We start from the raw sequence: 22,502 nt of genomic DNA on the forward strand, positions 1-22,502 counted from the left end.
AGGGGTAAGAAGCGAACGCAGGGAACTGAAACATCTAAGTACCTGCAGGAAAGGACATCAACCGAGACTCCGTAAGTAGTGGCGAGCGAACACGGACCAGGCCAGTGGCAATCAGGAATAAAGCCGAACGCTTTGGAAAAGGCGGCCGTAGCGGGTGATAGCCCCGTAGGCGTAGAACACTGATTGTCCTAGAGTAGGGCGGGACACGTGAAATCCTGTCTGAACATGGGGAGACCACTCTCCAAGCCTAAGTACTCGTGCATGACCGATAGCGAACAAGTACCGTGAGGGAAAGGTGAAAAGCACCCCGACAAGGGGAGTGAAATAGAACCTGAAACCGGATGCCTACAAACAGTCGGAGGGGGCAACCCTGACGGCGTACCTTTTGTATAATGGGTCAACGACTTAGTGTAACTAGCAAGCTTAAGCCGGTAGGTGTAGGCGCAGCGAAAGCGAGTCTGAACAGGGCGTTCAGTTAGTTGCATTAGACCCGAAACCGAGTGATCTAGCCATGAGCAGGTTGAAGGTTGGGTAACACCAACTGGAGGACCGAACCCGCATCTGTTGCAATAGATTGGGATGACTTGTGGCTAGGGGTGAAAGGCCAATCAAACTCGGAAATAGCTGGTTCTCCGCGAAAACTATTTAGGTAGTGCGTCGATCGAATACCCCGGGGGGTAGAGCACTGGATGGGCTATGGGGACTCACCGTCTTACTGATCCTAACCAAACTCCGAATACCCGGGAGTACTAATCGGCAGACACACGGCGGGTGCTAACGTCCGTCGTGAAAAGGGAAACAACCCTGACCTCCAGCTAAGGTCCCCAAGTCATGGCTAAGTGGGAAAGGATGTGAGGATCCCAAAACAACCAGGATGTTGGCTTAGAAGCAGCCATCATTTAAAGAAAGCGTAACAGCTCACTGGTCTAATTAAGGGTCTTTGCGCCGAAAATGTAACGGGGCTAAAGCCATGCACCGAAGCTGAGGATACGTGACTTGTCACGTGTGGTAGCGGAGCGTTCCGTAAGCCTGTGAAGGAGGACCCGTGAGGGCCTCTGGAGGTATCGGAAGTGCGAATGTTGACATGAGTAACGATAAAGAGGGTGAGAGACCCTCTCGCCGAAAGACCAAGGGTTCCTGCTTAAAGTTAATCTGAGCAGGGTTAGCCGGCCCCTAAGCCGAGGCAGAAATGCGTAGGTGATGGGAACCACGTTAATATTCGTGGGCCTGGTGGTAGTGACGGATCGCAAAAATTGTTCAACCTTATTGGATTGGTTGGGCAGTGGGGCGGTTCCAGGAAATAGCTCCACCGTATAGACCGTACCCGAAACCGACACAGGTGGTCAGGTAGAGTATACCAAGGCGCTTGAGAGAACTATGTTGAAGGAACTCGGCAAATTGCACGCGTAACTTCGGAAGAAGCGTGACCCCATTTTGGGCAACCATAATGGGGTGGCACAGACCAGGGGGTAGCGACTGTTTATCAAAAACACAGGGCTCTGCGAAGTCTAAAGACGACGTATAGGGTCTGACGCCTGCCCGGTGCTGGAAGGTTAAGAGGAGAGGTGCAAGCTTTGAATCGAAGCCCCAGTAAACGGCGGCCGTAACTATAACGGTCCTAAGGTAGCGAAATTCCTTGTCGGGTAAGTTCCGACCTGCACGAATGGCGTAACGACTTCCCCGCTGTCTCCAACATAGACTCAGTGAAATTGAATTCCCCGTGAAGATGCGGGGTTCCTGCGGTCAGACGGAAAGACCCCGTGCACCTTTACTATAGCTTTACACTGGCATTCGTGTCGGCATGTGTAGGATAGGTGGTAGGCTTTGAAGCGGGGACGCCAGTTCTCGTGGAGCCATCCTTGAAATACCACCCTTATCGTCATGGATGTCTAACCGCGGTCCGTCATCCGGATCCGGGACAGTGTATGGTGGGTAGTTTGACTGGGGCGGTCGCCTCCGAAAGAGTAACGGAGGCGCGCGATGGTGGGCTCAGACCGGTCGGAAATCGGTCGTCGAGTGCAATGGCATAAGCCCGCCTGACTGCGAGACTGACAAGTCGAGCAGAGACGAAAGTCGGTCATAGTGATCCGGTGGTCCCGCGTGGAAGGGCCATCGCTCAACGGATAAAAGGTACGCCGGGGATAACAGGCTGATGACCCCCAAGAGTCCATATCGACGGGGTTGTTTGGCACCTCGATGTCGGCTCATCGCATCCTGGGGCTGGAGCAGGTCCCAAGGGTTTGGCTGTTCGCCAATTAAAGCGGTACGTGAGCTGGGTTCAGAACGTCGTGAGACAGTTCGGTCCCTATCTGCCGTGGGTGTAGGAATATTGACAGGATCTGTCCCTAGTACGAGAGGACCGGGATGGACATATCTCTGGTGGACCTGTTGTCCTGCCAAGGGCATAGCAGGGTAGCTATATATGGAATGGATAACCGCTGAAGGCATCTAAGCGGGAAACCAACCTGAAAACGAGTATTCCCTATCAGGGCCGTGGAAGACGACCACGTTGATAGGCCGGGTGTGGACGTGCAGCAATGCATGAAGCTTACCGGTACTAATCGCCCGATTGGCTTGATCGTTCTCATTGATTATGCTCATCGAACGAAGTTCGATGTGCCTGAGACCTTTGTCCTGACGCTGACGCGACCCAATGGGTCGCTACGCTGCGGACGGCCCGCCAAACGGTATTTTGCCTGAAGGCAAAAACCGAAAGGCGACGGCCGCTGGCCTGTATGGGTGCCAAAAGCACTCGTCAGATCTGGAAAGGTTCAAAGACGTGTTCAAAGACTAAAAAATGAGGTTCGCCTCAACCAGCTTCTCAAATGTTGCGCTTCGCTGACCTGGTGGTCATTGCGGGGCGGCCGCACCCGTTCCCATTCCGAACACGGCCGTGAAACGCCCCTGCGCCAATGGTACTCCGTCTCAAGACGCGGGAGAGTAGGTCGCTGCCAGGTCTGCCAAACGCAACATATCTTCTCATCACGAAATCTGCGGCCCCTGGCCGACCCAAGGGCCGCCCACAAAGCGGCCCTTTTGCTGTGCAGAATATGAAAACTTCGGGGTGCAATCGTTCTGCGTCCCTTACAGGAGTAAATCGCCTTCGGCAATTTGCTCCTGCAGAAGGCATAACCGCCCAAGCGGTTACGCCAACGCGACAAAACCAAAACGGTTTTGCGCACGGTCTTTTGCCGTAGGCAAAAACCTTATTACGCGGGGTGGAGCAGCCCGGTAGCTCGTCAGGCTCATAACCTGAAGGCCGCAGGTTCAAATCCTGCCCCCGCAACCAAACATCAAACGCAAACGATCAACAACAAAGCCCCACCACGGGGATCTTGGCGTTTCTGGTCAATCGTCCCCGATCGGCTCATGAGCTCTTCCAGAGCTGGGGTGGTTTTGGAGGAGTTGAAGGATAGCAAGTCGCCGATATCGGCGTCCTCGTTGCGCTGCGGCAACTCGGTGAGCACGTGGCGCAACCACGATGACGGCTCGACGCCGCAGGCACGGCAGGTCAGCATCAAGCTGTAGATTACGGCGCTGGCCTTGGCCCCGTCGACCGTATCGCTGAACAACCAGGATTTCCGGCCGGTGGCAAAAACTCTGATGTCACGTTCCAGAATGTTGTTATCGATCGGCATCCTGCCATCGCTGATGTAGTGCGTCAGATAATCCCACCGGTTCAAAGTGTAGGAGACGGCATCGCCGAGCTTGGTATCCGGCACGACCTTTGGGGCGATGCCGTCGAGCCAGTCTCTAGCCAGCCTTTCGATCAGGTAGAGCCGTTCGAAGAACCGGAGCGCCTGTTCCGGCGGTCCGCCCCCCTTTCTTCCTGGTTTTAAGAGCCCCGACGAAGCGCCGCCGTGAATCGGCCATGGGCATCCTACATGGGTCGCATCATCCAATGTGCGCTAGGCTGTGTAGCCGTCACTCATCAGTATATGCCGCGGTAATTGCCAAGGAAGGTCCGGGGGCTAATCCGACCGCGGCCCGGTTGATAATCAAGCAGTGATCGGCTCGTCACTGTCCTGCCGCTGCGACAAGCCCACATATACGATGCGCTGATGGCTTCCTTGTCCTTCTCCTTCAGGACCTGAACCGTCGTCTCGTCGCCATGAATGAGAGGCTGCGATCGCAACCGCAGTTTCAGCGCATCATAGATGCGGTGCAGATGCTTCTCGCTCGAACCGACTAACCAGTGAGCAAGAGCGCCGCGACTGATCGGGACGCCGGCACGCTCGAAATGTCTGAGCCACGCGATAAAGCGGTGTGCCGTCGACATATTTGTGAACGAGGGCAAAGTCCCGCGTCGAGGCCGTGGCGATACTGCCCGGCAGGGGCTGCGTCGGCATTGGCGCGATCACGACAGGCGTGTTGGATTCATCGTCAGAAGTGGAGTGCGTATCCCAGCCAGCCCCGCTGCACCGGAATGGGCCGAAGCCACAGGCCCAGACCGAACCTGCTGGGCCTTCTTTATCCATTTCCGAACGAGATTGGCATTGACGCCTTGTTCCAACGCCAGCCGTGAGACCGAAACGCCGGGCTCTAAACACGCCGCGACAAGCCGACCTCTCGAGGCTGGATCATACCGACGTCGGCCGTCGCGTCCCACGTGCCACACCATAAAAACTAGCTCCTGTCGGCGTCTCGCTTGCCCGGCACGGTCCGGGCCCCGGCGTGGATTTACGTCATAGGGCGTAGTGCATCATCACAAAGAGCTTCTTCCTTCCCGGTGCGATTTGCTGTTCGCTTCGAGTTCCGAAGCGGAGGCGCATTCCCGTCTTTTCTCATCGAAGGGCGGAAAGCGGTGAAGCCTTGAACCGTCAATGGCCTGAATGGTGTGTTGGTGCATTAGGAAGACCAGCGAAGCGAGTGGCGCGCATGAGCTTGTTCTTGAGAAAATCGATGAAATTGCTGGCTCCAGCAGCGTTGGCGCAGATGACCATTGCTTCGATTATCCTTGGTATAATTACATATAACTACCAGGTAGATTTCCTTAATTCTCTTGCTTATACTTTGGTTTGCTTCATTCTTATGCAATCCGGCTATTTCGCGGGTATCTTCTACATGGTATGGTCCGAGGTTAGGCGGAAATCATCGTAGTTTGACTCCTTGGAATGACCGATTTTTATCCTGATCGAAGGGTGAGTTATGACGAACGACATCTGGATATCCATCAGGCTGCGGCTTGAAAGAGAATGGCGGGTGCTTGATCCGGAGCGGATGACCTCGCCGTTGCCGTTGGAAGGAAACCAGGACGATCACGTGCTGCCGGCTTTGCCCAGGCGGCGGCTGCGCATAGGAAGGGTCGATTGAGCCTCGGCCGCCGCGCCAAGTCGGCTCGGTTTTCCGGATGATCCTGTTGATCGCCTGATCCTAGTGTTTCTGATACGTTCCAGGAACAGAACCACGCGCCGATACGGAGCCTGCCATGTCTTATCTCAGCAATGCCAAATACTGGCTGTCTGCGCTATCGGATAGGGACGTTCGTGACGTCGCTCTGCAGATCGACAAAGACGGAATTTTTTGCTCTCCCAACTTCCTGGCAGCCGAAGATCTCAGCCAGATGCAAAATTTTGTCGCCTCCGCGATTACGCGCGAGGGCCGCCAGACGATTTCGCTGAAAAGCGATGAGCTCGCGGGATCAGGCCTCGACGACCTCGGCAATTCCCCGGAATTCAAGGCCCTCTTTTCCCGCCTCTATTCCATCGGCTTAGGCCGGCCTGCGCCTGACGTTAAGTTCTATCAGATTCTTCGCTGCCTTACGGGTAAAAGCGTGACGGAACACTCCTTGATATTTCACTATGATTCCTACGCGATCACGGCCCTGCTACCGATCGAAATCCCGAAATTCGGTAAGCGCGGCGATTTCTTGATTATCCCCAATACCCGCGGAATCCGATCGAACTACCTCTTTAATCTCGCCGACAAAGCGATCCTCGACAATGCGCTCACTCAACGCATCCTGCGCAGCCGCGCACCAGGTGGAAAGGGCATCAAGCATGTGTCGTTGGTTCCGGGCAATCTCTATCTCTTCTGGGGCTATCGCAGCATTCACACGAATGAGCCTGTCGACGAAGGCGCTGTGCGGGCGACGGCGCTGTTCCATTATGCCGATCCGCACGCCGACAGTTACCTGAAGCGGCAGCTCGGCCGGGGTTAATCCGATATTTCCCGTCGCCGACTAGGCCGGGACGACCGCGGCTCCAGGCGACAGGGCGGACTTGTAGACGCTGAGCGTCTCGCGGGCGACGCGTTCGATCGTCAGATTGTTGATATGCAGCTGACTCCGCCCCTTCCACATATCCAGCCGCTCGGGATCCGCCAGCAGGTCGCAGAGAACGGCTGCCAAGGCTTGTGGATCGCGCGGTGGGACAAGGACCCCGGCCTCTCCGAAACCGAGCAGCTGCGGGATGCCATCCACCTCCGTGCCGATCACCGCACAGGCCGCCTCGCGCGCTTCCGACAGGACGAGCGGAGCAGGATCGGCATGGGAAGGAAGCACAAAGATGTCGGCGCCTAACATGTAGGGAAAGGGTTCGTCGATGGCGCCGACAAATGTGATGGCGTTTGCGCAGCCCGTTTCGTTGGCCAATTGCCGGTAGGCGGCTTCGAACAGGCCGCCGCCGGCGATATAAAGATGGCTGTCGGGATATTCCTTGTGCGCCAGGCGGAAGGCTTCCAGGAGGTCGGGCAGCCCTTTTCTGGGATGCAGCCCTCCGACGAAAAGTATGCTTGGACTGCGAAGGGACGCAGGCGTCCTGTCGCGCCCTTCGAACCGAGCCGATCCGATTGTGCCGTTGAGAACGACGTGCAGTTTCGACGCCGCTATGCCGCGCTCCTGCATCGACTTTCCAACGGCTTGGCTAACGGCAATCACACATGTGCCAAGCCCCATCAGCACGGCGCTTTTTTCGAATGCATTGTGAACGGTAGTAATAAGCGGCGTCGACGATAAACGACTGGCGGGGACCGAGAGAACAGCGCTCGTCATCATATGCGCATGCACGATATCCGGCTTCCAGTCGCGGATGAGGCGTCGCAGCGCCCAAAGTGACCTGAGTACGGTGAGAGGCTTTCTCTGCTGATCGACGAAGAACGTTTCTACCCTGTTGCGTGCAAGCAATCCGTCGAAATCGCCTCCACCGCTTGCCATGCAGACAGTGTGGCCGAGCTTTACCTGAGCGCAGGCGAGGTCGACAGCCGCATGCACATTGCCGTTCAATCGCCTGGTGTGGTTCAGAACATGCATGATCCGCATAGGGGGCTCACGGGGTTGTGGGAGAGGATATCAGAAGCGGCGAGGGTGCCTGCTCCTTGTGAGGAGAAGCTTCGATCGCTCCCGGCGGTTGAGGGGCCTTCCGTTCGAATCCGAGGGCGGCTTCCGCATCGAGGGTGGAGACACGTGCCGTCGGCTGGTAGTTGAACCCGCCGTGGCGTCCGTAGGACTGTATTCCAAACGCACGCAGTGCAGCGATGGCTTCATCCGCCTGGCGGGCGGCGTCCCGGCTGTAGACGGGATAGGCATTGGTCAGGACTTGGGCGCCTTCGAGTTTCAGATCCCCTCGAAACAACCCGTTCGCCGAAACATGCGCGCGAAAATCCAACTCGGCCACCTCAACCGGGCTATCCGGTCGATCGGCAACGACTTCGACCGCGAAATATTCCCGCCCGTGGGTCCGGCCGTAGAAGTCGGAATAGACCGTCAACCGCTTCCATGCGCCATCATGCGAGAAGTTGTAGACGATCGGCTGCTGAAAGCCACGCTCTCCGCTGAAGCTGAAATAGAGGCTGATCAGGGTGGTGGTATTGAGAACGTGCTGTCGCTCGACGGCGCACAGGGCCTGCACCCGCTCGATCGGAATCGTCGAAAACAGCCGACCTGCGGTAATCACCCGGCCCTCCAGCCTCAATTGAAAGCCGTTCTCCAATCGATCGATTGCGACTGGTTTGACGCCCAGCGCGAATTGCACCCCTCGTTTCTCCAGGTTTTGTTGAGCGAGCCGGTAAAGAGGCGCAAATCCGGATTTGGGGCGGGCAAGCTGCTTGTTGGTCGGGCCCTGGCGTCGGGTACGAAAAAGGCGACGAGCAAGGTTGCCCAGCGAGGCATGTTCGCTGATCCACAGCATCCTTTTCTTCGCCAGATCGATGTCGATCTGATCAAGCGCGATCCCGTAAAACCTCCGCATATAGGATTCCAGGCCGGACCGCCGGAGAAGCTCGGCGCCGATCCAGTAGCGTGAAAAGTCTCTTGCGTTGCGCATTTCGCGCTGGAACAGGCGTGCATAGAACACCGACCCGAAGATGCGCATCATCCCTTTGGCGCCGGCGCGCAAAATATCATCCCGCAGCGAAATCGGATAATCCGTGACCATTTTCTGGGGGTTCAATCGACCCCAGCGAGGCTCAATCGGCACATAGAGAGGGAGGAGTTCGGGAAAATGCGTCAGTAGGGGGAATCGTCCTGGAAAATCAGGCTTCCCATGTCGAATGTATATCCATTCGTCGACCAGTCCATGTGGTTCCCGCCGATGTGGCCGTATTCGTCGACAATCAGGATTTGCTGACATCCTTGGTTGGCCAACACGGCAGCCGAAACGAGGCCGCTAACCCCCGCTCCCAAAACAATGGCATCATACTCAAGGTCCGCTGCCTTTTGCGGGGTAGGGAACTTCGTCTCCTGCATGCAGGTCTCCATCGTTTGATCTAGTACTTCTGAGTTATTATGGCGAAAGAAATTCAATATATATTTGATACATCTCGTTATTGCTCAAATAAATACCGGAATGGTTATATTTTTGGCAGATATACTAATTGGTATATAGTAATTTAACTTGAAGGCATTTGTCTATGTCTGTTACACTCCGCCATAGGTACGGATGCGTCCTTCTTCTGCGGATGCGTTCGGGGGAAACTTCGGTCAGGGATTTTGGATTGGCGCTGGTCCGTCAAGGCGCGCTTGTTCCGGTAACTTGCGAGGGGAATGCTGGATGCCGCGCTGGAGCCTCGATGATCTCAATCGACCCCTTCATTCCATAGAGCTGATTGCGACAGACGTGTTCGATACCCTCTTGTTGCGCAACGGCCTGTCCCAGCGGTCGCGCATCATTGCGGGTGAAAAGATGTTTGCCCGCTTTCTGCAAGGCCAGGGTTCGCCCATGTGCCCCGACGAACTGATCCGGGCCAGACTGCTTGCCGAAAAGATGGCATATCGTGCCCTGAACATGGGAGGCGGCCGGGGCGAGGTGTGCCTTTCCGATGTCATCTGCCGCCAACTCGCCATTCTCGGGCTGTCGCGCTCCGTAATAGAGAAGCGGATCGCTATCGAGATTGAAATCGAAAAGCGGGCGCTTTTTGCGAATGGCGATTTTGCCATGCTGTTGAGGCGCCATCGTCAAGCCGGTGTGAGGGTCGTGGCGATCACCGATACGGGGCTGTCCGGTGAAAAAGTCGGCGAACTCATCGACCATTTTCACGGCCCCGGCCTCGTGGACAAGATCTATTCAAGCGCGGACCTGAAGGCCAGCAAGCGACAGGGCGATCTGTTTTCTCTGGTTCTGGAGGCTGAAAGGGTGGACGCTTCGCGCACCCTGCACATCGGCGATGACCTCCTTGCCGATTGCCTCGTACCAAAGAGCATGGGGATACAGACCATCCATATGCCGAAGACCCGCCTCAAGCGGCTCGTTTCAAAAGGCAACGGAGCCCTGGCAGAAGGGCTGCGGCAAGTCAGAAGTGGATCGGCCTCCCGCGGGGTGATACCGCCGATCGGCGATCAGGTTCACTTCGGCGAACATGTATTCGGCCCGATCGTCGCAGAATTCTGTCTCTTTTTATGGCTATATGGGCAGCAGGTGAGTTCGGACCGTGATGCGACGATGCTGTTTTGCGCGCGCGGGGGACTTGGCATACGGGAAGCTTTCGAACGCCTCCAATCCGTGCTCGACCTGCCTCTTTCGTTAAAACGCGAGAATATCCTGATTTCGCGCCTGATTGCTGCGCGCTCAGCGGTGGCGGCCAGAAGCCCGGCTGCGCTCGATGAGCTTGCGCGCGAATTCGAATGCGCAAGTTTCGCCGCCGTTGCACATGCGCTCGGTAACGGTTCTTATGATCTCCCCGACGAGTGGCGGCAGGTTTTCGATGCGAGCCGCTTTTTCGACATGCTCGATACGACTGCCGGCAGCGTTGTCGCGCAAGACATCGACAGTCAGAATGCCTGCTTCAAGATCCATATCGGGCAAATCGCAGGTGATGCCAAACGTATTATCCTCTGCGACACCGGGCTCTACGGCAGCACCCAAAGGCTTCTGTCCGCCGGGCTACCGGAGCATCGTTTCGAAACGGTGCAGTTTGCGCGATGCAATTACAAGGGGCTTAGCGAAGACCATTTTCCCAATGTGGCGGGTCTCGTGGTGGAGGATCGCTTCTACAATCCCTTCAAGACGAGGACAGTGGTCCTGCGGTACTGGCACATCATCGAGAGTCTTTTTGAGCCGGCCATACCTTCCGTCAAAACGCTCAGCATGGGACATGACGGCACGGTGCTCGGCAATTCGGGAGAGATTCGCTTCGGCAGGCTCGATCCAGCCGCTGGCAATCCGCTTCTCACCGGCGCGCTACGCTACATCGATGGTCTCTCCAGCGGCGCGCAGGTCCTAGGCGATGCGGATCGAGCCTGGCTGAGACTTAAACAAGCGATCATAAATCCGTCCAAGGCGGACATGGTCGCCTTGGGCGTCGCTCCCCGATCGGTTGATTTCGGGCGAGGTGAATTCATCGCGACGGTTGCACCGGCGACACGAGCCGGGATGGCACGCAAGTTGATGGCGGTGAAATCTCAGCTGTGGCGCGAAGGAGCGATTGCGCAGGAGTTTCCGCGGTTGAAGCCGGCCTTGCTCCGCGCCGTTGGAATGGCGCATGTCCTTCGAGGCTTCTCGGCCAAACTGAACCGTTGAAGCGCATTCGAGGACAATACCAACGACGGAACGAAGCAGGCTTTCTTGTTGGAGCCCGGTAGTGAGACAGAGGCATGGTGAAGAATGCTTGCGTTCGCAGCTCTCAAAGGAGCCAGTTGGCTCGTCTTTTCCCGCTTTGTCGGACGGTTTATCGACTTTTTCAACGTACTCATTCTGGCTCGCCTGTTGTCCCCGGCGGAATTTGGACTGGCGGCGCTCGCAATGGCGCTGGTCGTGGTCATCGATACGGTTCTGGAGGTTCCGGTCACCCAGGCACTGGTGCGACTGCCGGTACTCGATAAGAGCCACCTTGATACCGGCTTCACACTCGGTGTGTTGAGAAGTTCGGCGATCGCCGTGATCTTCCTTGTCGCGACCTGGCCGTATTCGCTGGTGAATGGAAATCCCCTGCTCGTTCCGGTGATCGCCGCCATGGCGCTCGGCCCTATCGCGAAGGGATTCATGAGTCCTGCCATGGTGCATTTTGCCCGCGCGCTCGAATTCCGCCCGACATTCGCGATTGAAACGATCAGCAAGCTCTGCGCTTTTGTGGCCGCTGTCGCCACCGTGGCTGCCGGAGGCGGCTATTGGGCGATCGTCGTCAATTTCGTGACCACCGCATTTGTCGCCACCGTCGCTTCTTATGCCGTGGCCCCTTACAGACCTGCGTTCTCGCTGAACCGGCTCTCCGATTTTGCGGGCTTTATCGGCTGGTTCAGTTCGGCGCAATTGGTGTCCGCCTTGAATTGGCAGTTTGATCGTTTCCTGATCGGCTCTGCCGGAACCAGCGCCATGCTCGGCCGCTACGCCGTTGCAAGTGACATCGCCGTCATCCCGACCCAGAGCATAATCGGCCCGGCGCTGCAGCCGGTCATGGCAGCGTTTTCGCAGATTAGTTCGAATGCGGACCGAATGAGGACGGCTTTCCTCAAGGCAAGCCGTTTCGCGATGCTGATTTCGCTTCCTGTTTGCGTCGGCCTCTCCCTGACGGCAGATCTCGTGACCGCTATCCTGCTCGGAGCGCAATGGAGCGACGCGGCTCCTTATCTCAGCCTGCTCGCCCTTTCAGTCATTCCGATACCGTATTTCCAGACGCTCTATTCGGCGAGCCTCGCTCTCGATCGTCCTTCCGTCATTTTCAGGCTCAATGCGATCGACCTGTGCTTCCGGGTCGTTCTGATCTCTGCCGGCTTCTATCTTTTTTCAGCCCATGGAGCGAGTATTGGCCGAATCCTGGTCGCTTCCGTCATGGCTGTTTTCTACGTTGTCGAGGCGCGGCGGCTGTTCGGGCCGGGGCCATGGCAGCAGCTCCGGAACCTTTGGAAAGTTCTGACTTCCGCGGCGGTCATGGCAATTGCCGTCATCTGGTTGCGAACGGGAATGCCGGCGTCCGGTCTGCCCGTCGCGATACAGCTTATCGCGGTAGCGAGCGCGGGCGCAGCCACCTACCTCGTCACACTGTTCGCGCTGGGCATGCGGATTGCCCTTACAGCCGGAAGACCTGATCTGGTCGATCGATAGTCCGCTCAGGTCAGCGCCCGAATGAGCCCGCGCGTCGAGCGGGTCCCCGCGCCTAGACGATAGGCAAGCGCCTTTCGGGCGCGATCTCTGGGAAGCAGACTGATGGCCGTGAAAAACAGTGTCATGGAAACCTTCATCCGCAGCGGATTTTTGTCCCGCCACAACCGCCCCACAAGCCCAGACAGGCTGGCGAAGGAAATCCGTTCGTCCTCCGCTACCGCAAGATAAAAGCGCCGCTCACGATAGAAATAGGCATGCTCGGCGGATACGAGACCGGACCGATAGCCATAGCCTGGCAGAATCCGGCGTAGATGCTCCGTCCTGGCGACGAATCTCTGAAGATCCCGATGCAAAGCCTGTGTATTCAATTCGTCACCGAAGCCGGAATCGTTGCGGTCATGGACCCGGTAAAGACCGAGCGGCTGCGGCAGGCTCACCACGTCGCCGATGAATGGAGCCGCGAACAGGATAATGCCATCGACAGCCCTGTCATAGTCTGCGTCCTTCAGGAGCTCGCACACGTCGCGTCTGAAAACGTTGCCTGAGGTCGGAGGCGTCGCGTAGACACCGGTACGCAAGACCCGTCCGGCCAGTTCACGCCCTCTGAACGCCTGGAGTTCGGGTATCGGGCCGCTGATGACATTGCCGTCGCCATCGATCCGCTTCAACGGAAACTGAAGTTTCGCGACGCCGTCGTCCAGGTTGGCGATGATCACCTCCAATGCCTCGGGAAGGAGCTCATCATCGGCATCGAGGAACAGGACGAAGGGTGCCTGTGTATGCTCAAGGCCAAAAAGACAGGCCCTGCGTTGACCGCCATTTGCAAGCCGAAACGCACGCACCCCCAGTTCGCGGATCACCTCCCACGAACCATCGGTGGAGCCGTCGTCGATCACGAGGATCTGGCAGTGCCTGCACTTTTGCGAAAGGACGCTTTCAACCGCGCGCCTGATGAATTGCGAATAGTTGAAGCAGGTGATGATGATCGCAAGCTTGCAGATACGGCCCTCCGGATCATCCGTGGATTGTTCAGATCCGGAGCAATCCTGCACCTGTGGAGGTGTTTGCGGGGAAGCCACGGGGCCTGCGGTCATGACCTCACCCTGTTGACTACGGTGCCGATCACCGGCGCGCCGGCGCGCCGTAGCTGGTTGTGAACGTCCTTCACCTCGTCAATTGTCGTGCGTCCGCTCTTTGCGACGATCAAGACGGCATCGGCATGAAATGCCAGCGCCAGCGCATCCAAGGAAGTATCAAGGGCAGGAAGATCGAAGATGACATCTCCCTTCAACCGAGCCGTCTCCAGAATCCGCAATACGCTGGGATGGCGGAAGTCCGCAAAGATATCGATATGCGGGTCCGTCGAGTGGATCGGCAGAGTGGCAATGCCGTCGAGATTGCCGAACGACAGCTGATCCGCCTTCAGACCTGAGATTGCCACGTCGGCCAGGGAGGTTGAGGAACTGGATGTTTCTTCGACCATGGACGGCAGCCCCGAATAGAAGAACGTCACATGGTGGCCGCTTCGGCTCAGAAGCTGCGCCATACTGAGAGATAGGGTCGAAACGCCGGTCGCAGCCGTTGCCCCGATGAATGCAATCACGATGTTTCTTTCCCGCCGTTGTGATGCGCAGGCGACATCGACGGAGGTTTTCAAGTCGCGAATGACGCTGGCGTATCGTTGAAGCGCCGGGCTATCGAAATGCCACCCGATGCCTGCCGTTTTTCCGGTGTCGGGGACCGTCGCCAGGCATGGAATGCCGGCTTCCTGCGAGAGTTCCTTCGTATCGCGCACCCGGCGATCAAAGGCCACGTTGACAGCTATGGTCGACATACCGATCAGAAACCCCAGCAGCCCGCCCAATGCGGCGATCAGTGTCTTGCGGGGGCCGGAGGGATCGAGTGGCGGAAGTGCTGCGCCGATGATCCGCGCATCGGCATCCGGCGTGGCCAGCACGGGTAACGTGCCGTTCCTCATCGCCTCTCGGGCAGCGTTGACCTGGGCAGCCAGCGCGTCCAGTCGTCCTTGCAGCGTGTCCGTGCCAGCGCGCGCCATCTGTTCTTTTGAGGCAATCGATTGGAGGATGTATCCCGACGCCATGGCGTTTGCGACACGGGCGGGAAGGTTCTGGTTGTATGACCAGAATTCGATTTCGACGACGTAAGATTGCCCCACCCGCCGCGCGCTCAGCCGTTTGACGAAATTCGCGAAGGCAATGCGGCGGGCGTTTTCACGGGGGTCCGCGGTCGGGTCCAGAGCATCCTCGGCCCGCCTTGATGTCTTGCCAAGCGTTGTCAACCCGTTGTCCACGAGCGTCGACACCGTGTCCTGCACCTGAACCGCCAGCCCGCTGAATTCCTTCGGCGGCCGGGGACCGAGTTCGGCGTCGCCCTGAAGGACAAGGCTGTCGAAGACGGCGGATAGAAGCCGCTCCGAACGGATGATCTGCAATTCGCTTTCGGCGCTGTTCAGGTCCAGGTTCTGTTGCCCGCTGATGTCGCGGCCGGCGGAAGCAAATTGCCGCGGCTCCAGCAGAAGCGTTGCCGTGGCATTGTACACCTTGGGGAGAGAGTTCGCATAAAGAAAGGCGAGCAGAAACCCCGCCGCCGTGCACGCGACAAGCCGTATCTTGTTACGCCACGCAAGCGCGATCATCAGGCGGAGCAGCGCGAGAGGACCTTCGCTGCCATCGCCTATCGGTGCGCGATCTGTGCGCCACATGCGGGAAGCTTCCTCCAGAGGGCCAGGCCTGTTGAAAGTCATTTGGCCTTCCCTCCGGCTCGCAGCGGACGAGCGCTGAATACCGGCAACCGAGCAGCACGCTCAGGCTCCAGGCGTCCTCGCAGAACATCCGCAAAGCCTATGAGATTGCCTTTGACCCTCCCGCGTCGATCGATAAACGGTTCCGCCCATAACAGCCGGCCGAAATTGCTGGCTATGTTGCGCAGAACCTGGTCGGCAACCTGCGCAAGCGTCATGGTGCCCTTGCGCATCATGTAAAGCGGGTTGACGATCTGAGAATATCCCAGCCGCTCACCGCTCACGCGGCCGCTCTTGACGCCCATATGTACGCCGCAGGCCTCATCCGATTTGACGAAGCGTCCACCCTGCTTGGCAAGCGCGGCCGCGAAATCACGATCCTCCAGCCAGCCGTACAGGACCAGCCGTTCGTCGAACCTTGCGTCGCCTATGGCGGACATGCGGAAGGCCATGTTGCAGCCATAGGGACTGTAGGGTTCATGCCACCTCGAACCAGGGGATGGCGCACGATCCAAAAGGCGAAGGCCCTCATCGAAGGGGATACCGGGGCCTTTGATTCCGTCGGCGATCACGTGCCCCGTCAACCCAACGAGGCGGCTTTCGTCGCGAAACGCGCAGATGGCGGATGCCAGCCAATTTGCGTGGGCGACGAAATCATCGTCGAAAAAGACGACCACGTCCGTTCCGGCAGGCAGGTTGGCGAGCGCTTTGTTGCGTTGGGCTGCAAGGCCGGCCTTTCCCGTGACGATCGTCACTTTGGGATCGGAAACCAGATCGCCGACGTCGGACGCATCCACGCAGGACACCACCAACGTATCCGGTCGAACCGTCTGGGTTGCGAGAAGATGGCGCACCGTCGCGCTGACGACGGCCGGGCGACCGCGGGTGGCGATGACAACCGCCAGGTTAAGTTCCCTCGACCTTGGCGATTTATGCGGAACAAGGTTTTTCCCGGGGTTCTGAAGCAGTTCCCGGTAACCCGCTGCGGTATTCGTCCAAGAAAAGTTGCGCACCTGCTCCAAGCCCTGACCGCGCAGCTCGCCTTTGAGCAGATCGGACCCCTTCAGGGCTGCGATATGCCTGATCCACTCCTCCGGCTGGAAGGGAGACGCCGTCAGCGCCGCCGCACCGCATACTTCAGGCATGCTTGCGCAATCGGACGCCACGACGGGGCAACCCAGGGCCATGGCTTCGACAATGGGCAGCCCGAAGCCCTCGGTGATGGAGGGGAACGCCAGACAAAGTGCGTGTTTCAGAAAATAGGCAAGATCGTCGTCCGACACGCGCCCCACGAGAAGGAGGTTGGGCCGTTTTTCGAGAAGGTCAGAGGCAAAAATACCGGCACCTCCGCCAGCGACGATGATGTCGATATCCAGGTCGTCAAGAGCCGCTGCAGCCTTCATCAGCAAGCCAAGGTTTTTGTGCTGGGCACGAGAGGCAAGCGCCAGAACGAATTGGCGGCCTCTTGCGCCTATGGCGCTGACCAGTTGCGGCGCGACCTTCGCCAGCCGGGCGTCCCACTCGAGAGCGTGTTCGTGGCCATTGGGAAGGACGGCAATGTCTTTCTGTCGGACAGGCAGGTAGCGGGCGAGTTGCCGCGCAGATGCGTGAGAGACGGTGGCGATGCGAGCGGAACGTCGAACCAGGAGCGGATGCAGTCGGGAGTAGGCCATACGGAAGGCGCGGCTATAGCTTTCCGGGGCGGCGAAAATGTTGGCGTCATGGATGCAGACGATCTGATCCTTCTTGAGAACGGGTGCCGAATTGCAAAGATTGAGCAGTGGCCCCTGGCAAGTCCGGGCAAGCACGGTCTGCTCCCACGCGTGCCCGCCGAAATCGCCGGAGGTGACCAGCGGAAGTCGGGCAAAACCCGGGTCCGGCGTGCCGACGGGCGCGATTATCGGTAGTCGCTCTTCATGACCGAAGGTGCGGTCGAGAGCCTTGACGACATTCATCGCATAGCGCTGAACGCCGGTCGCACTTTGCGTCAGGAACCGTCCGTTGATGGCGCAGTGCTCGATTGAGCTCACGACTGCCCTCCATCATCGTTCGCGCGGAAAGGGGGGGCAATGTGCGGGTACCAAGGGCGGTGGACGAGGCAGCCCCGCTCATCTGCGAATTTTCCGGTTTGCGAAAAACAAGACCGCGGCGACAAGCAGATGGCGGTCTCTTTTTGCTGAAAGTTCCTGCTGACGATCTCAAAACTGGCTTGCAAGATGTGCTGATCCCTCGATGCTATTGCATTGCGTCTGCCATATTGCGCCCGATCCCGCGCGGTACGTCCGCCATTTCTTAACCGCCCCGGCGGGATCGCGTGCAATAATCAATAGCTGCCGTGTGCGCGTAGGACCGCCGGGACGGTCTTGGCCATGATGACGATATCCCCCCAGATGCTTTGTTCTCGAACATAACGCATGTCGAGTTCGACGCGTGCGTTGTAGCTGATGTCGTTGCGGCCGCTGATCTGCCAAAGCCCGGTCAGGCCTGGCCGAACCCGGATGTAATCCACAAAGTGGCGACCATAGAACTCCGCCTCGCTCGACACGATCGGGCGCGGGCCGACGATGCTCATCTGCCCCAGTATGACGTTCAGGAGCTGTGGTATCTCGTCGGCGCTGCTCTTGCGCAGCAAGGCGCCGAGCGGCGTAATCCTGGGGTCGTTCTTCAGTTTGTGCGTGGCAGCCCATTCCGCCCCGTCCGACGGATTGGCGGTGAGATGCCGAAGCAGAGCTTCATCGGCATTGGGGACCATTGTCCTGAACTTGAGACAAGGGAACATCACCCCATTCTTGCCAATCCGGCGGTGCCCAACGAAGATCGGGCGACCCTGAACGGCATAAAGCAGGGCGATCAGCATCACGATCATCGGCATGAGAACGATAAGGGCAATAAGAGAAATGACCGTGTCGAGAGCCCGTTTCAGATAGACCGAGAGACGATGAGAGGCCTCGTTTCCGATCCTCGGGAAGGCGAATTGTTCGGGTGCCTGAAGATGCGTGCCGTTCATCGCATTCAAATTACCACTGACATTCATGTCATTCATCTGCTGGCTCCGTACTCTAGAAGAAAGACGAAAGGGTATGGGCAGACAATCTATAGCGGCATCCACACCCACGTTAGCGCCTGGTATTTCATTTGACAATACTTTTATTGCGGCGCACTATTTAGGCAATCATGAAATGTATCGGCACTATTTACCGATATATGGGCGAATTAAACTGCACATTCCGGGGTAGATAACCATATCTACTTCTTTCGATCTATAGCGTGAGCCAAATTGGTGTAATGGCTGAAGAATTTGGCTATTGCTCGGTCATTGGGGAAACTTCATGCGGGTGGCAATTGTCCATTACTGGCTGGTCGGAATGCGGGGCGGCGAAAAGGTCCTGGAGGCGCTCTGCCGAATTTATCCGGGCGCCGATATCTATACCCATGTGTATGATCCCGCTGTAATTTCAGCGGAAATCCGGAAGCATCGCATCCAGACGACCTTCATCGATTCCCTGCCCTACGCGAAGCGGATGTACAAAAAATATCTGCCGCTGATGCCCATGGCTTTGGAGCAGCTGGACCTCAGTGGCTATGACCTCGTCATTAGTAGCGAGTCGGGACCCTCAAAAGGAGTAATACCTACCTCGCCGGCCATCCATATTTGTTACTGTCATTCGCCCATGCGATACATTTGGAACATGTACAATAAGTACTATGAAACCTCCGGCAGGTTGACGCGGTTGATGATGCCGCCGCTGGCGCACTATTTGCGGACCTGGGATGTCGCGGCGGCCAGCCGCGTCGATGAATTCATCGCCAATTCCACGACGGTGGCGCAACGGGTGAAGAGCTATTACCGCAGGGATGCGCACATCATCCATCCGCCAGTCGATACCCAGGCCTTTCGACCGGTCGCCACCCGCGACCTCGAGGATTATTATCTGATGGCTGGGGAACTGGTGAGCTACAAACGCCCGGATCTCGCCGTGGAAGCGTTCAACCAGATGAAGGCGAAGCTGGTGGTCATCGGCGGCGGCGAAATGCTGGCTCGCCTGCGCAAGATCGCCGGGCCGACCGTGACGATCATGGGTGCCCAGCCATTCGACGTCCTTCAGCATCACTACGCACGCTGCAGGGCACTCGTATTTCCGGGCGAGGAAGATTTCGGCATCGTGCCTGTTGAAGCGATGGCAAGCGGTCGCCCTGTCATCGCCTATGGACGGGGCGGAGCGACGGAAACCGTCGTCGCCGGCAAGACCGGTGTATTTTTCCCCATCCAATCGATCGAGGCCGTCATCGATGCCGTGGAGCGTCTCGATAAAATGGCTCTCAACCCCGCCGATGCCGTGGCGCGGGCGCAGGATTTCAGGACGTCGGTTTTCATCGACAAATTCAGGTCCTACGCCAATCATCTCACCGGGCAGGGGCCGATCTGGGATGACGTGCGAATAGCTTAAGCCAACTTGAGAGCAGGAGTGACCGGATGCAGCAACTGAGCTTTTTGCAGCGCCCGTTTGCGATGCATGTCAGGGTATCGGCCGGGTCAGCCTTCCGGCTGCGTTACCTGGCCAAGCTTCTCATGGTGCTGATGGCCTGGTTTGCGGTTTTTTCTCCCGGCGTTCCGGCGCATGCGGCCGATTACACGCTCGGGCCGCAGGACGTTCTTAAAATTCGCGTCTTCGAATGGCGGCCGAATGCCGGAGTGGCGTTCGAATGGGTGCCGTTGACCGGTGAATTCTCCGTTTCCGCGGCAGGCACCTTGTCGCTTCCGATCATCGGCACCGTTTCGGTCGCCGGCAAGACGCTGGATGACGTATCAGGCTTGATCGGGGAGCAGCTTCAGAAACAGGTCGGCTTGCAGAAGCGGCCCAACGCTTCCGTGGAGGTCTCGGTCTATCGGCCATTCTTCGTAACCGGCTTGGTGTCCAAGCCGGGGAAATACGGCTACGTGCCTGGCCTGACGGTGATCCAGGCAATCAGCATGGCTGGCGGGCTCGGGCAGGGAGATCCTGAAATGCTCGCTCTCCAGCACGATGCGCTGGTCAGTCACGGGGACCTCGGCCAACTGGAGTTCGAACATTATGGCCTTCTGGCGCGTCAAGCGCGTGTCGAGGCGCTTTTGGCCGGCGCGACCACGATCTCGTTCCCGCAGGATCTGACGTCGCAAGCCTCCCGACCGGCGCTGGCGCGTGTGATGCAGGATGAGCAGGCATTGTTCGAGACCCGGCTGCACCTGATGAACACGGAACTCGACAGGCTTGGTCAGGCCAAGATTCTGGCCACGAACCAGCTCGAAACCCTGCGGCTCAAGGAAAGCTCGCTCGCCAGGCAGACCGAAATGGCGGCAAAGGATCTGAACGCCGTCAACAAGATGGTGTCCCAGGGGCTGACGGTATCGTCTCGGCAGCTGGGCGCAAACCAAAGCCTCGCGGATCTCGAAAGCCGCAGCCTGGATGTCTCGCTTGCAATTCTCAAGACGCAGCAGGATCTCGCCAAGCTTGATCAGGAAATGGGCGATTTCCGCCAGAAATACAGAGGTGACGCGCTTAGCGAGGCCGTGGACCTGCGGGATCGGCTGGCGGTCAATTCCGAAAAGGCGAAAACGGCGCGTGCGCTTCTGGCAAACCTCGAATTGCGCGCTCCCGCCGCCCTTGCCGCTCTGGAAGCCGACGGCGAGCCGGCGTTTGTCATCAAGGTCAATCGGACGATCAATGGAGCGATGCAGACCCTGGTCGTCAGTGACAATGACGAGGTGGGGCCGGGCGACGTCGTGCGGGTGGAAAGACGAGCAAGAGATATTCGGCCGAAGAATTTCTAAGCCGCAGCCAGAGCCCAGAGCACAAAATCGCCATCCGGCTCGAAGCTGGAAGCTAGTCGATTCCCGCTTGCTAGGGACATTCAGCACATGTTAGAATAAAATTCTCAAATACCGGAGACGAAACTGGTCAAAGGACGCTGATGACTTGGGTCTTGGTCATTGCATTCATCATCGGCTTGCTTTGCGCAGCCCGATTGCCAATTTTGATCTTCACGCTTGTCGTTCTGGCAGTCGTCATCGTTTTGGCGACAACCGCAATTGTTCTCGATTATTCGATATCCGATGCGTTGACCTGGGCGTTCCTGGTGGCGGTGGCGCTTGAGGCGGGGTGTGTCGCCATGAATGGAATCTTCTATCTGCTCTATGTCCGGAGGCGGGTAAACGAGCGAGAACAATCCTCGCTGGGCGTGAATTCGAAATACTCGGGAGAATGAGAAGCTCAAGACCCCGCATATGAGCGCAGCCACGCGATGCTTCGTCACTCGGCCCCTCCATTTCCGGCGGTTTTTCCAAGGGTGGAAAGCGCAAGGCGTTGGGCGTCTGCCATGCCGTAACGAAAGCGATAGCCGGCCTCCTTCAGGCGCTGGTTGGAAAAGCGCATTCGCCACAGAGGGTTTCTCAAAGGCAGGGTTCTAAATCTCAGGAAATCGTGAAGCCAATCGGCGACCGCCGGTATCGGCATGCTTCTATAGCGTCGGTCATGGCTGATAGAGAAAGCCTTTCGCATGAAATCGATGTGCCGTGGATCGGGGCAATCGTCCTCCGCAAGGTTATAGACCTCGACCTGGCCCGGCTGGCCATGTCCGGCCAGTCCACGCACGATAAGCCAGATCATCGCGTCGGAGACGTCGCGAACATAGATGTGATGTGCATGGCGATGCGCGCCGAGCAGTCGCTTGACTGGATTCCAGTCCCGAATGCCGATGATCTGGTTGATATCGACGACCACGGCGGGCCGCACGATCGTAAAGCGGGTCTGTCTTGCAACGGCGCGCAATGCGAGCTCGCCTGCCAGCTTGGTTCGCCCATACATTCGAACATAGTCGAGAGCCCAGTATTGCGAGGGGATATCCCGATCGGTGGTCAACACCGGCGACGCCTCATCGATCAGACGTTTTCGTCCGCTCCCGTAAACCGAAACGGTGCTGGCATAACAGAAGGCGGCAATACCCTCACGCTCGCAGGCTTGCGCGAGTTGTCGAGTGGCTTCCACATTGACCCGCTGCATGCGCTCCATCTTGCCGAGCTCGGCCGCAAGGTGCAGGACGGCGCAGCAGCCCTTGACGAGCCCATCCCAATTGTCATCCGTCATGAAGTCGAACCGCCGCCACTCCAGGAGACCGTCAACCTCGCCTCCATCCGCCGCCAATGGCTTCGATGTGGTGGCGCGTACGGCATAACCGCGTTCGATCAAATCCGCGACGACGATCCTGCCGATCCTGCCAGTCGCGCCGGTCAC

The 22,502-nt window shown here is 57.9% G+C and carries 15 protein-coding genes, 1 tRNA gene, 2 rRNA genes and 2 pseudogenes (1 of these 20 running past the window's edge); 10 read left to right on the plus strand and 10 right to left on the minus strand.

Going from position 1 to position 22,502, the window contains the following annotated elements:
* From LZK81_RS00310 to LZK81_RS00320, 3 genes are all read left to right on the plus strand, one after another.
* A 23S ribosomal RNA gene (locus LZK81_RS00310) occupies positions 1–2,582 on the plus strand; it begins 218 nt to the left of the window's first position.
* Between the two features lie 260 nt (positions 2,583–2,842).
* Positions 2,843–2,957 (plus strand): 5S ribosomal RNA (gene rrf, locus LZK81_RS00315).
* A 255-nt stretch (positions 2,958–3,212) separates the two neighbouring features.
* Positions 3,213–3,289 (plus strand) — tRNA-Met (locus LZK81_RS00320).
* Positions 3,290–3,383: 94 nt separating this feature from the next.
* Here LZK81_RS00320 and tnpC read toward each other — a convergent pair.
* Positions 3,384–4,373: pseudogene (gene tnpC, locus LZK81_RS00325) on the minus strand (IS66 family transposase); the annotation flags it as partial.
* 62 nt (positions 4,374–4,435) lie between these two features.
* Positions 4,436–4,621: pseudogene (locus LZK81_RS00330) on the minus strand (transposase); the annotation flags it as partial.
* Positions 4,622–5,148: 527 nt separating this feature from the next.
* Here LZK81_RS00330 and LZK81_RS00335 point away from each other — a divergent pair.
* Together LZK81_RS00335 and LZK81_RS00340 are read left to right on the plus strand one after the other, a co-directional pair.
* Positions 5,149–5,313: a hypothetical protein gene (locus LZK81_RS00335; protein ID WP_233954828.1), complete on the plus strand. Its 165-nt coding sequence runs from the start codon at positions 5,149–5,151 to the stop codon at positions 5,311–5,313.
* Positions 5,314–5,428: 115 nt separating this feature from the next.
* Entirely contained in the window at positions 5,429–6,160 is a 732-nt protein-coding gene (locus tag LZK81_RS00340) for a hypothetical protein (protein ID WP_233954829.1), read from the plus strand.
* Positions 6,161–6,181: 21 nt separating this feature from the next.
* On the opposite strand, the gene LZK81_RS00345 is transcribed toward LZK81_RS00340, so the two are convergent.
* From LZK81_RS00345 to LZK81_RS29300, 3 genes are all read right to left on the minus strand, one after another.
* Positions 6,182–7,258, minus strand: coding sequence for a glycosyltransferase family 4 protein (locus LZK81_RS00345; RefSeq protein WP_233954830.1), 1,077 nt, complete (start codon positions 7,256–7,258; stop codon positions 6,182–6,184).
* A 7-nt stretch (positions 7,259–7,265) separates the two neighbouring features.
* On the minus strand, positions 7,266–8,372 hold the full coding sequence (locus tag LZK81_RS00350) for an FAD-binding protein (protein ID WP_326491500.1): 1,107 nt from the start codon (positions 8,370–8,372) through the stop codon (positions 7,266–7,268).
* Between the two features lie 71 nt (positions 8,373–8,443).
* On the minus strand, positions 8,444–8,683 hold the full coding sequence (locus LZK81_RS29300) for an FAD/NAD(P)-binding protein (protein ID WP_326491501.1): 240 nt from the start codon (positions 8,681–8,683) through the stop codon (positions 8,444–8,446).
* Between the two features lie 304 nt (positions 8,684–8,987).
* On the opposite strand from LZK81_RS29300, the gene LZK81_RS00355 reads away from it, so the two are divergent.
* Both LZK81_RS00355 and LZK81_RS00360 read left to right on the plus strand, forming a co-directional pair.
* Positions 8,988–10,952 carry a hydrolase gene (locus tag LZK81_RS00355; protein WP_233954831.1) on the plus strand — a complete coding sequence of 655 codons (1,965 nt, stop codon included), beginning with the start codon at positions 8,988–8,990 and terminating at the stop codon, positions 10,950–10,952.
* Between the two features lie 84 nt (positions 10,953–11,036).
* On the plus strand, positions 11,037–12,473 hold the full coding sequence (locus tag LZK81_RS00360) for an oligosaccharide flippase family protein (RefSeq protein WP_233954832.1): 1,437 nt from the start codon (positions 11,037–11,039) through the stop codon (positions 12,471–12,473).
* A 5-nt stretch (positions 12,474–12,478) separates the two neighbouring features.
* On the opposite strand, the gene LZK81_RS00365 is transcribed toward LZK81_RS00360, so the two are convergent.
* From LZK81_RS00365 to LZK81_RS00380, 4 genes are all read right to left on the minus strand, one after another.
* Complete coding sequence (locus LZK81_RS00365) at positions 12,479–13,567, minus strand: glycosyltransferase family 2 protein (protein ID WP_080954635.1); 1,089 nt, start codon at positions 13,565–13,567, stop codon at positions 12,479–12,481.
* The gene (locus LZK81_RS00370) at positions 13,564–15,195 is read right to left on the minus strand and encodes a Wzz/FepE/Etk N-terminal domain-containing protein (RefSeq protein ID WP_233954834.1); all 1,632 of its coding nucleotides are present in this window, start codon (positions 15,193–15,195) and stop codon (positions 13,564–13,566) included. Before LZK81_RS00370 ends, LZK81_RS00365 begins: the two co-directional genes overlap by 4 nt.
* A 38-nt stretch (positions 15,196–15,233) precedes the next feature.
* The gene (locus LZK81_RS00375; protein ID WP_233954835.1) at positions 15,234–17,189 is read right to left on the minus strand and encodes a glycosyltransferase family 4 protein; all 1,956 of its coding nucleotides are present in this window, start codon (positions 17,187–17,189) and stop codon (positions 15,234–15,236) included.
* A 368-nt stretch (positions 17,190–17,557) separates the two neighbouring features.
* Positions 17,558–18,277, minus strand: coding sequence for a sugar transferase (locus LZK81_RS00380; protein WP_080952669.1), 720 nt, complete (start codon positions 18,275–18,277; stop codon positions 17,558–17,560).
* Positions 18,278–18,563: 286 nt separating this feature from the next.
* On the opposite strand from LZK81_RS00380, the gene LZK81_RS00385 reads away from it, so the two are divergent.
* The 3 genes from LZK81_RS00385 (at position 18,564) to LZK81_RS00395 (ending at position 21,477) form a co-directional block, all read left to right on the plus strand.
* On the plus strand, positions 18,564–19,682 hold the full coding sequence (locus LZK81_RS00385; RefSeq protein WP_233954836.1) for a glycosyltransferase: 1,119 nt from the start codon (positions 18,564–18,566) through the stop codon (positions 19,680–19,682).
* 26 nt (positions 19,683–19,708) lie between these two features.
* Entirely contained in the window at positions 19,709–21,043 is a 1,335-nt protein-coding gene (locus LZK81_RS00390) for a polysaccharide biosynthesis/export family protein (RefSeq protein WP_233954837.1), read from the plus strand.
* A 152-nt stretch (positions 21,044–21,195) separates the two neighbouring features.
* Positions 21,196–21,477 carry a hypothetical protein gene (locus LZK81_RS00395; protein WP_233954838.1) on the plus strand — a complete coding sequence of 94 codons (282 nt, stop codon included), beginning with the start codon at positions 21,196–21,198 and terminating at the stop codon, positions 21,475–21,477.
* Between the two features lie 44 nt (positions 21,478–21,521).
* On the opposite strand, the gene LZK81_RS00400 is transcribed toward LZK81_RS00395, so the two are convergent.
* On the minus strand, positions 21,522–22,457 hold the full coding sequence (locus tag LZK81_RS00400; protein WP_233954839.1) for an NAD-dependent epimerase/dehydratase family protein: 936 nt from the start codon (positions 22,455–22,457) through the stop codon (positions 21,522–21,524).
* Between the last annotated feature and the right edge of the window lie 45 nt (positions 22,458–22,502).

The organism is Neorhizobium galegae, assembly GCF_021391675.1.
Taxonomy (GTDB): Bacteria; Pseudomonadota; Alphaproteobacteria; order Rhizobiales; family Rhizobiaceae; genus Neorhizobium; species Neorhizobium galegae_B.